Raw genomic sequence first — 15572 nt, 5'->3', positions numbered from 1 at the left:
CGCTGGAAATGACCGTCGAATGCGACGATGATGCCGGCCTGCCGCTGGTCGGCGTGCCGCTCAGCCTCGACGCCAAAAGACCCCGCACAACCCGCCGCGCACCAAAGCTCGGCGAGCACAACCGGATAATGAAACGGCCATCCGGCACCGCGGCGGAGACCGATACCTGACGTTACGACCGGCGGGCGCGCGGACATCGCTTGACAGATCGTCAGCGGCTGCTCAATGTTGACAAAGCAATGATGCTCGCCGCGCTCGCTCCAGTCGAGCGGCGCGGTGTCTGGCCGGCGCCCGTCAGCTCAGGCGCCCCGACTGACATAGATGCCGACAGGCATCCGGCAACGCAGCCCCGGACACTCGATGGAGTGCACGGGGCTTTTTGTTGCCGCCAACAGACCAGTGCACGGCTCCCGCAGCGTCGCAGGGGAGTGCGGGGACATGTTCCTTGCTGCCCAAACCGCCCACTGTCGAGCGTGTGGCGCAGATCGCCCGCGGTTTCGGACTGGATCTCACCGACGACGATGCCCGCTCCTTCCAGGGGCTGATCGCCGGCATCATGCCGCTCTACGAGCGGCTCGAGAGCCTGCCGGAGGAGACGCTTCCGGTATCCTATCCGCGCACTCCAGGCTGGCGTCCGGAGGCGGCGGACAATCCGCTCAACGCCTGGTACTGGCGGTGCGACATCCGCGGGGCGTCCGAAGGCATCCTGGCGGGCAAGACGGTCGCGGTGAAAGACAATATCTGCGTCGCAGGCGTCCCGATGATGAACGGATCGGCGCTGCTGGAAGGCTATGTGCCCGACCATGACGCCACCGTGGTCTCCCGCATCCTCGATGCGGGCGGCGTTATCGCCGGCAAGGCGGCCTGCGAGGACCTTTGCTTCTCCGGCGCGAGCCACACCGCGGCGACCGGCCCGATCCGCAATCCCCACAACCCCGATCACAGCGCCGGCGGCTCGTCGGGCGGCAGCGCCGCGCTGGTGGCATCGGGTGCTGTCGACATGGCGCTCGGCGGCGACCAGGGCGGATCCATCCGCACTCCCTCGAGCTGGTGCGGCGCCTACGGCCTCAAGCCGACGTGGGGCCTCGTCCCGGTGTCGGGCTCGATGCCGATCGCCTACTCCATCGACCATTGCGGCCCGATCGCCGACAGCGTCGAGAACGTGGCCCGCCTGCTGACCGCCATTGCCGGTCACGACGGCTGGGACACCCGAACGATCTCGGCTCGGGCCGGCGACTACATGGGCGCTCTGGAGGGGGATATCGACGGCTTGCGGATCGGCGTCCTGAAGGAGGGCTTCGGTCACCCGGAGAGCGGCCCCGAAGTCGATGCCCGGGTGCGTGCGGCGCTCAAATCCTTCGGCGCCCTCGGAGCCGAGATCGTCGACGTCTCGGTGCCGCAGCACTACGACGCGCCCGCCGTCTGGACCGGGGTGATCGTCGAAGGCGCAGCCGAGATGATGCTGAAGGGACACGGCGTCGGCACGAACATTCCCGGCTTCTATCCCGTCACCATGCAGGAAGCCTTCGCCCGGGGCTTCTCGACACATCTGGGCGATGCCTCGGAAACGGTGAAACTCGTTCTTCTGGCCGGCGAGTACATGAACCAGGCCTATGCGAACCGATACCACTCCAAGGCGCAGAACCAGCGGGGGCTGATCCGGCGGGCCTATGACGCCGTCCTGGAGTCCGTCGACGTGCTGGTGATGCCCACCATCCCCTTCACTGCGACGAGGATCCCCGCTGCCGACGTGGAGCGGGAGGTCTACGTGGATCTCGCGCTGAACATGCAGGCCAACACCTGTCCCTTCGACGTGACGGGACATCCGGCCTTCACCGTTCCGTGCTCCCGGATCGACGGGTTGCCGGTTGGCATGATGCTGGTTGGACGCGCCTTCGACGAAGCCACGCTGATCCGCGCCGCGGCAGCGTTCGAGCGGTCCACCGATTGGAAAAGCAACTGAGGCGAAGGGAAGCTGCGATGAACGATGTCTGCTACCTCGAGCTCGTCGAGCTCACGCAGAGAATGCATGCCGGCGAGCTCTCTCCGGTGGAGGTGACCAAGGCCGAGCTGTCGCGCATCGAGTCGCTCGACGGCGAGTTGAAGAGCTTCGCCCTCGTGACGCCGGAGCTGGCGCTGGAGCAGGCGAAGACAGCGGAAGAGGAAATCCGCCGGGGCGACATCCGCGGTCCCCTGCACGGCGCGCCCATCGGGCTGAAGGACCTGTGCTGGACCGACGGCATACCTACGGCCGGCGGCATGACGATCTATGCCGATTTCCGCCCCACGGAGGACGGCACGGTCACGAAGAAGCTCCGCGAAGCAGGCGCGATCTGCCTGGGCAAGCTCCAGAACACCGAAGGCGCCTTCGCCGACCATCATCCGGACATCCCTGCGCCGGTCAATCCATGGAACGCCGCGCACTGGTCGGGAGCCTCGTCCAGCGGATCCGGCGTCGCGACCGCGGCCGGCCTTGTCTTCGGGTCGATCGGCTCCGATACCGGAGGATCGATCCGGTTTCCCTCGGCCGCCAACGGACTGACCGGTCTGAAGCCGACCTGGGGAAGGGTGAGCCGCTACGGCGCCTTCGAACTCGCCGCCACGCTCGATCACCTCGGACCGATGACGCGCAGCGCGAAGGACGCCGCAGCGATGCTCGCCGCGATCGCGGGCCCGGATCCCAACGACCCGACTGCCGCGCAGATGCCCGTACCCAACTATCTCGACGGTATAGAAAAAGGGCTGAAGGGCCTGCGGATCGGCGTCGACCCGGAGTTCATGGCCAACGGCGTCGACGACGTCACAAGCGCGATGCTTGCCCAGGTGCTGGAAACGATCAAGAGCATCTCGGACGGCGTCCGAGAGGTGAAATTTCCCGACAGCCATCAGATCGTCACCGACTGGATCCCGGCCTGCGCCGTGGAAACGGCGGTCGCCCACGAGGCGACGTACCCGGACCGCAAGGACGAATACGGGCCGGCGCTGAGTGGCCTGATCGACATCGGCCGCAACCTGTCGGGCCTCGACTATCAGAAGATCATCCTGCGCCGGAACGACTTCCGCGGCCGCGTCGCCGCACTCTTCCAGGACATCGACCTGCTGATCGCCCCCGTCCAGCCGTTCGCCTCGCCCACGGTGAAGATGATGGAGACGCTCGGGGAAGATCCGAAGCTCCTGCATGGTTTGCTGAGCTTCACCTCGATCTTCGACATGACCGGCAGCCCGACCATCACCCTGCCGTCCGGTTTCACGGCCGAGGGTACGCCGATCGCGTTCCAGTTCGTCTCGAACCACTGGGACGAGGCCAAGCTCTGCCGGGCGGGAGACGCGTACCAGCAGGCGACCGACTGGCACCGCAAGCATCCCGCCCTGTGACAGGAGAGTAGCGTGAGCGATACAGACTGGATCAGCCGTTCGATCATGGCGACGCGTGGCGTCGCCGGCAAGGAAAGCGGCACCAAACACGAGCTGACGGAAGCCGATCAGGGAGGTTTCTACTTTACCTACGGCCCCTATGCGGACCCCAGGCTGAAGATCGATCCCGGCGACACCGTCGTCATCGAGACCCAGGACGCTTTCGGCGGTGCGATCCGGTCGGAGAGCGACAAGCCGACCGAGAAGACCAACCATCCGTACCTGAACCCGCAGAGCGGCCCGGTCTTCGTGAAGGGCGCGAAGAAAGGCGACTGCTTGGCGGTCCACATCAAGGCAGTCGAGACGCGCGGCCCGCAACCGGCCGGCACCACCTGCCTCATCCCGGAGTTCGGCGGCCTCGTCGGCACCGCTGCGACCGCGACCCTCAACGCGCCTCTTCCGGAGCGGGTGAAGAAGGTGGTCATCGACGAAGAGGGGGTCCACTGGGACGACCTCGTCCTGCCCTACGAGCCGTTCATCGGCACCATCGGCATCTCGCCGGAGATCGAGGCCATCTCCTCGCTGCAGCCCGACTATCACGGCGGCAACATGGACCTGCCCGACGTCCGGCCCGGCGCGATCATATACCTGCCGGTGCAGGTCGACGGGGCGCTGCTCTACGTCGGCGACTGCCACGCGACGCAGGGCGACGGCGAGCTGACGGGCGTGGCCATGGAACAGGCCGCAACGGTCACGCTGACCGTCGATCTGATCAAGGACTGGGGGTTCGGCTGGCCGCGCCTCGAGACCGAGGACTTCATCATGACGATCGGCAGCGCACGGCCGATGGAGGATGCCGCGCGCATCGCCTATCGCGAACTCACCCGCTGGATGGCTGCCGACTACGGCTTCGAGGAGCTCGACGCGTACATGCTTCTCGGACAGGTAGGGCGAGTCCGGCTCGGCAACATGGTGGACCCGAAATACACGATGGGAGCGTCCATCCTGAAGAAATACCTGGGCGGCTGAACCGCCGGGCGGCTTCGAACCAAATCAAGCAGAAGGGGTAAGAAATGCGCATCAACGGTGTTCTTCCGGGCGTGATCTCCGCGCTCGCACTCGGAATGGCGATGGCCATGCCGGCACACGCCCAGGAGCCGATCAAGGTCGGGCTGCTCGAGGACGTCTCGGGCGACCTGGCCCTCATGGGCATGCCCAAGCTGCACGGGGCGGAACTTGCGGTGGAGGAGATCAACAATTCCGGCGGCATCATGGGCCGGCAGATCGAGCTCATTCACCTCGACCCGCAGGGCGACAACGCCCGCTATCAGGAGTTCGCCAGGCGCCTTCTGTCACGTGACAAGGTGGATGTCCTGATCGGCGGCATCACCTCCGCCTCGCGCGAGGCCGTCCGTCCGATCATCGATCGCACGGATACCCTCTACATCTATACGAACCAGTACGAGGGCGGCGTCTGCGATGCCAGCATGATCTCGAACGGGGCGGTGCCCGAGCAGCAGCTCTCGACGCTCGTGCCCTACATGGTCGAGCACTTCGGCAAGAAGGTCTACGTCGTCGCGGCGGACTACAATTTCGGGCATCTGACCACGGAATGGACCGAGAAGCTTCTGGCCGATGCCGGCGGCGAGGTCATCGGCAAGGAGTTCATTCCGCTGGGCGTCTCGCAGTTCGCCCAGACGATCCAGAACATCCAGAAGGCCGATCCCGACTGGCTGATGATGCTGAACGTGGGCGCGGCACAGGATTCGTTCTTCGAGCAGGCGATGGCCGCCGACGTCCACTACCCGATGGCCAGCCCCATCAAGGTGATGCTCGGCTTCGAGCACAAGCGCTTCGCACCGCCTGCGCTGTCGGGCCTCAAGGCTGTCGCCAACTGGTACGAGGAACTCGACACGCCGGAAGCGGAAGACTTCAAGAAGCGCTGGCACGCCAAGTACCCGGACGAGCCCTACATCAACGACATGGGCTACAATGCCTACGTCGCGCTCTACCAGTACAAGATGCTGGTCGAGAAGGCGCAGTCCACGGAGCTCGAGCCGATCCGCGAGGTCATCGCAACCGGCGAGGCCTGCGTCGACAGCCCGGAAGGCGAGATCTGCATCGATCCGAAGAGCCAGCACACCTCCCACCGCATGCGGCTGGTCTCGGTGAAGGACGATCATACCGTCGAGACGCTGCACGACTTCGGCGTGATCGAGCCCTACTGGCTGGGCGAGATCGGTTGCGATCTGACCAAGGAGAACCCGCAGACGCAATACTCGCCCGACAATCTGCCGGGCTGACGACCCCCGGCGGCCGCTCCCCCGGGGGCGGCCGCCGGCATCTGCCGCGACCGACCGCAACGAACCGGGAGGCTGCCTGAAATGGCCGCCGAGATCTTCTCCGTCCTCTATCAGTTCGCCGATGTCTTCGCCTTCCTGATACTGGCAGCGGCCGGTCTTGCCATCATCTTCGGCATGATGGGCGTCATCAACATGGCGCATGGCGAATTCATCATGTGCGGTGCCTACGTCACCACGGCGCTGGTCCATCAGGGGATGCCGCTGATCCTGGCGCAGGCCGGCGGCGCCCTGGCAGCCGGCGTCGCGGGGATAGTCCTCGAGATCACGGTGGTGCGGTCGCTCTATGCACGGCCGCTGGACTCGCTCCTGGCCACGTGGGCGGTCAGCCTGATCGTGACGCAGGGAATGCTGGTGCTCGTGGGATCGAGCTTCGCCGGCGGGGGGACTCCCGAAGGCAGCTTCCAGGTGGGGATCTACACGTTCTCCACCTATAGGGTGATCCTGTTCCTGGCGGCGCTCGGTGTCCTCGCCTTCATCTATGTCCTGTTCATGAAGACGAGGTTCGGAGTCCATGCGCGCGCAACGATGCAGAACGCGAGCATGGCGCGGGCGCTCGGCATGCGCACCAACCTCGTCTACGCGCTGACCTTCGGGCTCGGCGCCGCGCTCGCGGGCCTCTGCGGTGCACTCTACGCGCCGACGATGACGCTGATCCCGACGATGGGAGCCACCTTCATCGTCGAGTCGTTCGTGACCGTCGTCGTCGGCGGCACCAACGTCCTGCTCGGGACCGCACCGGCAGGACTGGCGCTCGCGGTCGTGCGGACGGCGCTCATCGGCTGGCACGGCCAGATCGCCGGCCAGATCGGAATGCTGCTGGCGGTCATGGTGATGATCCGCATCTTGCCGAACGGCTTCTCGGGCTGGCTCGGCAAGTGGGCGCGAAACATGTGAGGGGCCGGCAGAATGCTGAGTTACATCAACGGCCCGCAGACCCTGGGCACTGGCCGCGGCTTCTGGATCTCGTTCGCGGTCTTCTGCCTGGTCGCGATCGCATATCCCTTCTTCGCCGATCCCTATGATGTGGGCAACTTCGCCTACTTCCTCCTGTGGATCTTCATGGCCATGGGCCTCAGCATCATGTGGGGCTACACGGGGATGCTGTCCTTCGGGCAGACGTTCTTCTTCGGCATCGGCGGCTACGGCTACGGGGTGCTGTCGATCCTGATGGGGGCGGAGTACGGGCTGACCTTCCTGGCGCTCCTGCTCGCCGTCGGAACCGCAGCGGTCGCGGCCCTCGTTTTCGGCTACTTCATGATCTACGGGCGCGTCACCGGCGTCTTCTTCGGCATCATGACGCTGTCGATGACGCTGGCCCTGGCATACTTTCTGGGCCAGACCGCGGGGCCCGAATGGGCAATCGGCAAGGCCCGGCTGAACGGGTTCAACGGCATGCTCGGCATGCCGCCGCTGACGATTCCGTGGTTCGGCGGCGACGTGGAGATCCTCGACACGACGCTCTACTACTTCGTGATCGGACTGCTCTTCGTCATCTATTTCGCGGTGCGCATCCTGCTCAATTCGCCGTTCGGCTATGTCCTGGTGGCGATCAGGGAGGATCCGGAGCGTTCCGAACTCCTCGGCTACGACATCCGGAAGTACCAGATCATAGCGTTCATCGTCGGCAGTGCGCTGGCGGCGCTGAGCGGGGTGCTCTACACGGCCTGGGGCCAGTTCATTACGCCCTCGAGCGTGGGACTTCCGGCGGCGGCGATGCCGATCGTCTGGGTGGCCTTCTCCGGGCGGCGGGACATCACCGCGACGACGCTCGGCACGTTTGTCCTGCTGCTCGCCTTCCAGACCATCACGATCTACAGCCAGCAATGGGCGCTGATCCTGATGGGCGCGTTGCTGCTCGCCACCGTGCTGTTCGTGCCGGAGGGATTTGTGCTCGGGCTGGCCAGGGCGGCGCGGTGGGCAACGTTGCGGAGACGTCGCGCCCCGATCGTGGAAGCCGAAATGCGGAGCGAGGAAGCATGACGGCAATCCTCTACAGCGAGAACGTCTCGAAGCAGTTCGGCGGCATGCGCGCCGTCGACGCGGTGAACCTGGAGATCGAGCGCGGCGAAATCCATTGCCTGATCGGACCGAACGGCGCCGGCAAGAGCACTATGTTCAAGCTGATCGTCGGCTACCATGATCCCGACGAGGGCCGCATTTTCTTCGACGGGGCCGACCTGGTCAACGTCAAGGCCTTCGCCCGCGTCCAGCGCGGCATGAGCATCAAGATGCAGAAGCCGAGCGTCTTCAAGGAACTGCCGACCCGGCTCAACCTGCATGTCGCGCTTCAGCAGAAGATCGGCAAGCAGCAGATTGCCGAGGAGGAAGCGCGCCTGCTCGAGCTTCTCGATCTGGAGGAGCAGGCGGACAAGCCGGCAGGGCTGCTTTCGCACGGGCAGCAGCAATGGCTGGAGATAGGCATGGCGCTTGCGCTCGGCCCCAAGCTCGTGTTGCTGGACGAACCGACGGCGGGGATGTCGGACGAGGAGACCTACCGCACCGGAGAGTTGATCAAGCGGCTGAACGCCGACGGGATGACGATCCTCGCAGTCGAACATGACATGTCGTTCGTGCGCCAGATCGCCGACAGGGTGACCGTCATGCATCTCGGCCAGGTTTTCGCACGCGGCAACATCGAGGAGATCGTCGGGGACGCCCGGGTGGGCGAGATCTATCTGGGGAAATCCCATGGCCACTGAGCGCGCGCTGGAGGTGAAGGGCCTGAGGGCCGGCTACGGAGCGGCCCCCGTTCTCCAGGGTGTGGACATGGTCATCGCGCCGGGCGAGATCGTCGCGCTGATCGGGCGCAACGGCGTCGGCAAGACCACGACCGTGCGGGCCCTGATCGGGCTGATACGCGCCACAGACGGGACGATTTCGCTGAACGGGCGCGACGTTACGGCAACAAGCGCGGATGCGCGAGCGCGCCTCGGCATGGGCTACATTCCACAGGGACGGGACGTTTTTCCCCGGATGACTGTGAACGAGAACCTGATCGTCGGCGAGCTGATCGGCGGCCCGAGCGGCCGCAAGCTGCACGACTTCGTCTTTGAACTGTTTCCCCGGCTTGCCGAACGGCGGAACCAGATCGCGGGGACGATGTCGGGCGGCGAGCAGCAGCAGTTGGCGATCGGCCGGGCCCTCGTGGGCAGTCCGGACTTCATGCTCCTCGACGAGCCTTCAGAAGGAGTGCAGCCGTCTATCGTGCAGATGATCTGCGAGGCTCTCCGGAAGATCAGGACCGAGATCGGCACGACCATTCTGTTCGTCGAGCAGAATCTTGATACGATACTTTCCATCGCCGAACGGTGTTACGTCATGGAGAAGGGACGCATTGTTTCGGAAATACCTTCTGGCAAGGTCGATGCCGCGAACATCCGGGAGCACCTTCTGATTTGACAGGGCAGCCGACGCGCCAGCCGCGTACGCGAAGGAAAGCACCTGTCCCGGTCGGGCTCCTGTATTCGCTGACGGGTACCTACGGGATCATGGGCCTTGAAATGTTCAACGGCGCCATGTTGGCGATCGAGCAGATCAACGCCAATCCGGATCTCGACTTCGAACTGCGTCCCGTCGTGATGGATCCGGGAGGGTCGCTGCCGCAATATTCCGAGCAGTGCGACGTCCTCGTCAATCGTCACGGGGTTCGCCACATCATCGGCTGCTATACGTCGGCCTCGCGCAAGCAGATCCTGCCGCTCGTCGAAGGAAGCGGCGCGCTGCTCTGGCATTCGGCCCGCTACGAGGGGTTCGAAAGCAGCGAGAACGTCATCTACCTCGGCGCCGCTCCGAACCAGCACGTCGTGCCGCTCGCCTTCTACGTGCTGAAAAACCTCGACCCGCGGATCTACTGCCTGGGGTCGAACTACATCTGGACGTGGGAGATCAATCGCGTGATGCGGGATATCCTCGCCGCCGGCGGGGGCACGGTTGTCGCCGAAAGACTGCCGCCGCTCGGCGAGAAGGCCCTCGATCACCTCGTCGACGACATCGCATCCCACGCACCCGGGGCGGTGCTGAACACACTGGTGGGAGAATCCGCCTACAGCTTCTATTCGGCTTGGCACGCCGCGGTCGCCGAGCGTCCTGAACTGGCGCGAATTACGATGCTCAGCCTCAGTTTGTGCGAAGCGGAACTGAAGCTGACGGGCCAGCACGAGGGCGGACACATCGTATCGTCCGTCTACTTCCAGAGTATCGACCGGCCACAGAATGCCCGCTTCCTGTCGGACTACCGCACGCGATATCGCGGCTACGGCTCGCCCTCGGTCGATACCGAAGCGGCCTACCTGTGCGCGACCATGCTGGGCCGGGCGATCACGCAGGCCGGGACGGCAGACGTCGCCAGCGTGCGCCACGCCCTGTACCGCGACCGCTTCGAGGCACCGCAAGGGCCCGTGTCGGTAGATCCCGAAAACAACCATTCATTCCTGACGCCGCGGCTAGGGCGCTCGACTGCGGCCGGGACGTTCGATATCTTCTGGCAGTCAGCCAAACCAGTAAAGCCGGATCCGTATCTTGCCTGGCTCGATCTGGAGGACATTGCTCCGACTCCTGGATCGAAGACGTCGAAAGATCCGCTCAAGCTGTTGTTCTAGGAAGACCGGACAGAATGGAACAAAGTCGTCATTCGTTCCGTGCTGCAAAGATCGGCCTGCTTGGCTGCAACGCCCATGATCGCACAACGTTGACGAGACAACTCTCGCGTCTTGGTGCCCTGCCTGTACCGCTGGAGGCCGTCGCATCGGACCACCTCGAAGGAAGCGACCGGCTGTGCGTACTGGTAGTGGACGGTGAGGCCGAACTCGGTGAGGAGGCATTTCCCCGGAACACCGGACGCCACATCGCCATCGTCGCTCTCGTCGGTTCGGAGGCGCCTTCGCATCTGAACAGGATACTGCGGCAGTCGATATCGGCGCACATGATGAAGCCCGTCCGCTCGGTCGGTTTGTTCACCGCGCTGTGCATCGCCCGCCAGTCATTCGATGTGCATTCCAGGCTTGCCGGCCGCGTGGAGAAGCTGGAGGACCGGATCCGGCAACGCCGCTTCGTTTTCGCCGCGCAACTGGCGTTGATGAAGGCACTGGACATAAGTGAGGAGGCCGCCTTCGCGCGTCTGCGCAGCGCCGCTATGGAGCGCAGGATTACGATCGAGGAAATGAGCGTCGAGCTGGTTGAAGCTGGATCAGCCGTTTCGGCCATCGCGTAGTGGCCCATTTCCGTTTGCGGCCGTGCGGGCCGGGCGACGCGTGCGGCATGGCGGGAGGAATCCCCACAGGACGTCTGCCGCTGAAGCGTCCGATCTGCAGCAGCGCTCGGGTCGATACCCTCGGTCCGCGTGCGGGGGACGCTAATTCACCGTCACTTGCATGCGACGCTGAAGGGGTAGGTGCCGCACATCCATTTGTGCACGTCGGTGCCATTGACCTGCGCCGACAACAGGAAAATCCGGAGCCCGGCGAACATCACGTGGGCCAGATCGGATTCCGGGACGATCCCCTTGGATTGGGTAATGTCTTCAATGGCCACCACCACCGCTATGACCTCGTCCGAGAGCTTGATTGCCTCGGGCGCCGCCGTCTGGAACCGGGCGGCCAGCGCCTTCGGACTGGCAATGATCGTTTCGCGCAAGGTCAGATAGGGATCGCGTCCCTGGGCAAGCCGGCTGACGGTCTTGTCGCCCTCGAAGATCGCCGACGCAAGTACAAGGCGAAGCGTGTCGATGCCAAGCAAGGTCCGATCGAAATCGGCCTTGTCTGTGACGGTCCATACGAGATCCTCTCGAGACGGCCAGGCTTCCTCGGCATGTGTTGCCTTCGTCGCGGCCGCCAAGACCATCAGCGAACCCAGAAGCGGCAGGTAGCGGCGGAGAATCTTCATAGCTTGTGCCTCGAGAAGGGGGCCTGTGTGCGGTCAGGTCGCCGCGCCAAGGCGAATCGCGTTTCCGGCGCCAAGTGGAACAGGGTGATGGAATATCCCGCCGGTTCCAAGCCGGATTTCAGCCGCTTGTGCACCCGGGCCCTACGCCAACGAGTTCTCCGACATCGCAGAACCGCCTTCAACACAGATGTGGACGGTGGACATGCGGCAAACTGACCGCCATTCCGGCGGGAAGCGCTTGCTATCGTATCCCTTCCCCGATTCGTCGGATGACCGGTAGGCGCCGCGATCGGTCCAGACTACCATCGATCACATTTCCAATTCGGCGAGCAATTCGGTCGTTGAATGCAATAATATGGCAGGTGCTGGGATCGGAAATCGCGCGTGGCGCAGTGGGGGTACTGGACAGTCTCGAAGAAGTGTGAACGGCTACTGCAGGAGTCTGCCGGAATTGCGCAGAGAACGACAGCTAGGTTTCCGGTTTATCCCGGGACATTGCTCAATATTAACTGGTTGATCAAGACGCGCCAGTTTATCGGTTTGCGGGTTGAGATGTGCGGGGGGGTGGGGACTGTGACATTGGTCGGGGGGGCGATACGAATATGAGTCAAGGAAGAGACGACAGGTTCGTCGCCGCCAACATCTACTGGGAAACCGGAAATCTGGAGCGGGCGCGTGAGGCGTACCTGCAGCTTCTCGAAGAATATCCGGAATCGGCGGATCTCCACGCCCGGATCGGGGACATCTGGCGAAAACTCGGTTCGATCGAGGACGCAGCCAGGCATTGCCGGCGCGCGATCGAACTGGACCCGAAATTGCCCTGGCCTCATATCGGTCTCGGCGAAATCGCAGCGGCCGCCGGTCAGCGCAAGGAGGCGATCGAACATTTCAAGCGCGCCTTGACGGTAGCGCCGCATCTCGCTCAGGTCGAGGCAAGGATTTCGGCATTGCGGCCGAAAATCTCCGTGCGAAAGAGAACGCGTCCGCATATGCGGCACGAGGACTTTCGGGCACGCTTCCAGCAGGCAAATCGGCTGTTTGACCAGCAGATGTATGCAGAGGCCAGGGCCATATATCTGGATCTGTTGCAAAACGATCCGGACTCGGCGGCGCTCCTCTGCAAGCTCGGCGAAATTTCGGCGCTGTTCGGCCATTTCGACGAGGCATGTACCTATCTCGACCGCGCGGAGCGGGTCGACGGTTCCTTTCCCTGGTCGTATGTGGCCCGGGCCCAGATACTGGGTGCTCGCGGCGCGTTCGACGAGGCGGTTCAATGCCTGCATCGGGCACTGGAGATTGATCCCTCCCTGAAGTTCTTGAACGAACAGATCGTCGAATTGCGGGCCCGGCAGGCCAGGATACGCCGGCGGGGACTGCCCGTCGAAATTCGGACCTGGCCGCCGGCGAATCCCGCCCTGAAGGCCCCGTCCGGCGACGGCAGGCCCAGCATCGCCGTCGTTTCCTGGGACCTCACGCACAATCCCCTGGGCCGGGCGGCTCTGCTGGCAGAGCTGGCAGCACAGCACGGCGACACGGACCTGGTCGGCGCTCTTTTTCCGGCCTTCGGCACGGATCTCTGGGAGCCGTTGCGCGATGGCCTGCCACGCATCCCGATCCGCGGATTCGAGGCATACGACTTCAAGGCTTTCGTGGAAGGCGCGGTACGGCTGGTCGTCGATCAGCCGCGTGATGTCGTGTGGGTTTCCAAGCCGCGCTTCCCCAGCCTTTTCATAGGTTTCCTTCAGAAGATGCTGCACGGAGCGAAGGTCGTTTGCGACGTCGACGACGACGAACTCGCCTTCGTCGGTACCGACAAGGTCTTGACCTTGCGGGAGTTCATTATCTCGGCAAGGGCCAGCGACTGGCAGAACCCGCACAACCAGCGCTGGACTCAATTGGCCCAGTCGATGATTTCCTGGGCCGACGCGGTGACGGTGTGCAACCCGATACTTCAGGAAAAGCACGGCGGGACCGTTGTCCGCCACGCGCGGGACGATAGTATGTTCGACCCCGCGAAACATGACCGGGCAGCGATACGCACCGAGTTCGGCTTCGGTGCGGAAGACAGGGTCGTCCTGTTTCTGGGCACGCCGCGGCGGCACAAGGGAATTATCGAGGTCGCCGAGGCCCTTGCGCAAATCGCCGATCCGCATGCCGTGCTGTGCATCGTGGGAACGATCTCCGATCCCCGGTTGCAGGAGCAACTCGACCGGATCGACACGATCCGAAAGGTCCTGCTGCCCAATCAGCCGCTATCGAAGGCGGCAGAACTGAACATGATGGCGGATGTCGTTTGCATCCTTCAGGATCCCGAGAGTCCGATATCGGCATCGCAGACACCTGCGAAAATCACCGATGCATTGGCAATGGGATCGGCAATCATCGCCACGCCGGTCCCTCCGATCGAGGACCTCATCGAACGCAGCGATATCGTATGCTCAAGCAAGGCGGAGTTCGTCCCGACCCTGAAGCGGCTGCTGTCCGAGCACCCGGGAAGCGAGCGCAGCCGGACACTGTTCCAGGAAGAACTCTCGTACGCTGCCAACGAAAGGCGCGTCGGAGCGGTTCTGGCGGAGGCCAGCGAAAGTAGCCGCGATCTCCCGGACGAGTTCATGGAGTTGCTGCGCCATATCGGACGAAACCTTCCCGGCACGTTTCCGCCCGAGCTGGCCAGGCATCTCCGCGGCACGATGCAGGTGGGCCCGCGTGTAGGTCGCCTGAGGAGCATCAAGAAGGATCTCAACGTCGTATTTTTTTGGAAGCAGAACGATTCCCAATTGTTCGGCCGCCGCCAGGACATGTTGCTCGCCGAACTGAGCAAACAGAACCGGATCGGAAAGATTCTTCATATCGATGCGCCGATTTCCGGTGACCGGCTTGCATCGATGGCGTCACCGCCGACGGCGCCGGGAGCCAACCAGGAGAATTTCGTGGCCGCCAACACGGTCGCGCGGGTGCTGCGCACCTGCGACGAAGGCAAGGTTCATCGTCGATCGTTCGTCTATCGCAGTTCCAGGACAACCACTCTGCTCGGCAAGGAACTGCCCGAGCTTGCCGCGTATCCGGTCCAGGTCGAGAAGTGGATGCGCGAGCTTTCGATGATGGAAAACACCATCGCGTGGGTATGTCCGGTGGCGCCGCAGTTTCCTGAGGTTCAGGAGCACCTCGGATTTCCGTTTGTCGTGACGGACGTCATCGACGATCAGAGGCAATGGCCGATGAAACCGCTGTGGCGCGCGGAGGTCGAGACGAACTACAGACGGACCTTCGCCATCAGCGACGTGACTGTCGCCAACTGCCAGCCCGTCGCCGACTGGCTGGCTTCCGAGGGCCTTTCTCCGGTGGTCGTGCCCAATGGGCTGGATGCCCGCAAGGACGTCGACTCCTGGTCCGATCCTCCGGAACTCACACAGTTGCCGCGGCCGATAATCGGCTACGCCGGCAACATGACCGGAAGAATCGAATGGTCGCTGATCGGCGATCTCGCTGCGCGCCGACCGGACTGGACAATTGTACTGATCGGAATGACGCCCGCTGGCGATCATGTGCGTGCCGTCACCGACCTGCCGAACGTGCGAGCGCTCGGCGTCATCCCCTACGAATCGGCATTGAGGTATCTGGCCGCCCTGGATGCCGCGATCATCCCGCATGCTCAGACGGACATGTCAGACAGGATGAACCCGTTGAAGCTCTACGTCTATCGGAGCCTGGGTATCCCTGTCGTTTCCACCCCGGTCGCCAATATCGACGACCTTCGCGACGAAATTCGAATTGCGGACAACAGCGCCGATTTTGCCGCAAAGCTCGAAGAGGCGCTGGAGGAACGCCGTGAGCGCGGCAGGATCCTGCCCGCGCGAAAGCACCTCGAGGCGCTGTCCTGGGACGCACGGCTTGCAGAAATCCTGGCCCGGGTCGATGCGGTCTTCAAGACGCGTAGCGCCGGTGGTGTGGATCAGGCGGTGGCGTAGGGCCGGA

At 63.8% G+C, this 15572-nt stretch carries 12 protein-coding genes; 11 read left to right on the top strand and 1 reads right to left on the bottom strand.

Translation table 11 applies throughout. From position 1 onward, the window contains the following. Window positions 1-445 precede the first annotated feature (445 nt). The 10 genes from V3328_RS12800 (at window position 446) to V3328_RS12755 (ending at window position 10926) form a co-directional block, all read left to right on the top strand. Window positions 446-1963, top strand: coding sequence for an amidase (locus V3328_RS12800; RefSeq protein ID WP_340330046.1), 1518 nt, complete (start codon window positions 446-448; stop codon window positions 1961-1963). Window positions 1964-1980: 17 nt separating this feature from the next. Next, entirely contained in the window at window positions 1981-3375 is a 1395-nt protein-coding gene (locus tag V3328_RS12795) for an amidase (RefSeq protein ID WP_340330045.1), read from the top strand. 45 nt (window positions 3376-3420) lie between these two features. After that, window positions 3421-4383: an acetamidase/formamidase family protein gene (locus V3328_RS12790; RefSeq protein WP_340330065.1), complete on the top strand. Its 963-nt coding sequence runs from the start codon at window positions 3421-3423 to the stop codon at window positions 4381-4383. Window positions 4384-4427: 44 nt separating this feature from the next. Beyond that, window positions 4428-5657 carry an urea ABC transporter substrate-binding protein gene (locus V3328_RS12785; protein WP_340330044.1) on the top strand — a complete coding sequence of 410 codons (1230 nt, stop codon included), beginning with the start codon at window positions 4428-4430 and terminating at the stop codon, window positions 5655-5657. Window positions 5658-5738: 81 nt separating this feature from the next. Further along, window positions 5739-6611 carry an ABC transporter permease subunit gene (locus V3328_RS12780; protein ID WP_340330043.1) on the top strand — a complete coding sequence of 291 codons (873 nt, stop codon included), beginning with the start codon at window positions 5739-5741 and terminating at the stop codon, window positions 6609-6611. Window positions 6612-6623: 12 nt separating this feature from the next. After that, on the top strand, window positions 6624-7697 hold the full coding sequence (locus V3328_RS12775; protein ID WP_340330042.1) for an ABC transporter permease subunit: 1074 nt from the start codon (window positions 6624-6626) through the stop codon (window positions 7695-7697). After that, the gene (locus V3328_RS12770; RefSeq protein WP_340330041.1) at window positions 7694-8416 is read left to right on the top strand and encodes an ATP-binding cassette domain-containing protein; all 723 of its coding nucleotides are present in this window, start codon (window positions 7694-7696) and stop codon (window positions 8414-8416) included. Before V3328_RS12775 ends, V3328_RS12770 begins: the two co-directional genes overlap by 4 nt. After that, on the top strand, window positions 8406-9116 hold the full coding sequence (locus V3328_RS12765) for an ABC transporter ATP-binding protein (RefSeq protein ID WP_340330040.1): 711 nt from the start codon (window positions 8406-8408) through the stop codon (window positions 9114-9116). The genes V3328_RS12770 and V3328_RS12765 overlap by 11 nt, the downstream gene beginning before the upstream one ends. Then, window positions 9113-10315 (top strand): transporter substrate-binding domain-containing protein, encoded by a 1203-nt coding sequence (locus V3328_RS12760; protein ID WP_340330039.1) that lies wholly within the window; start codon window positions 9113-9115, stop codon window positions 10313-10315. The genes V3328_RS12765 and V3328_RS12760 overlap by 4 nt, the downstream gene beginning before the upstream one ends. Before the next feature lie 14 nt (window positions 10316-10329). After that, complete coding sequence (locus V3328_RS12755; protein ID WP_340330038.1) at window positions 10330-10926, top strand: ANTAR domain-containing response regulator; 597 nt, start codon at window positions 10330-10332, stop codon at window positions 10924-10926. Window positions 10927-11078: 152 nt separating this feature from the next. Here V3328_RS12755 and V3328_RS12750 read toward each other — a convergent pair whose 3' ends face one another. Then, window positions 11079-11597, bottom strand: coding sequence for a hypothetical protein (locus V3328_RS12750; RefSeq protein WP_340330037.1), 519 nt, complete (start codon window positions 11595-11597; stop codon window positions 11079-11081). 602 nt (window positions 11598-12199) lie between these two features. On the opposite strand from V3328_RS12750, the gene V3328_RS12745 reads away from it, so the two are divergent. Next, window positions 12200-15565 carry a tetratricopeptide repeat protein gene (locus V3328_RS12745; protein ID WP_340330036.1) on the top strand — a complete coding sequence of 1122 codons (3366 nt, stop codon included), beginning with the start codon at window positions 12200-12202 and terminating at the stop codon, window positions 15563-15565. The last annotated feature ends 7 nt before the right edge of the window (window positions 15566-15572 follow it).

This window comes from Microbaculum marinum (assembly GCF_037855135.1).
Taxonomy (GTDB): Bacteria; Pseudomonadota; Alphaproteobacteria; order Rhizobiales; family Tepidamorphaceae; genus Microbaculum; species Microbaculum marinum.
The sequence above is the reverse complement of the archived record's forward strand: the minus strand, read 5'-3'. Positions and strand labels throughout refer to the sequence as shown.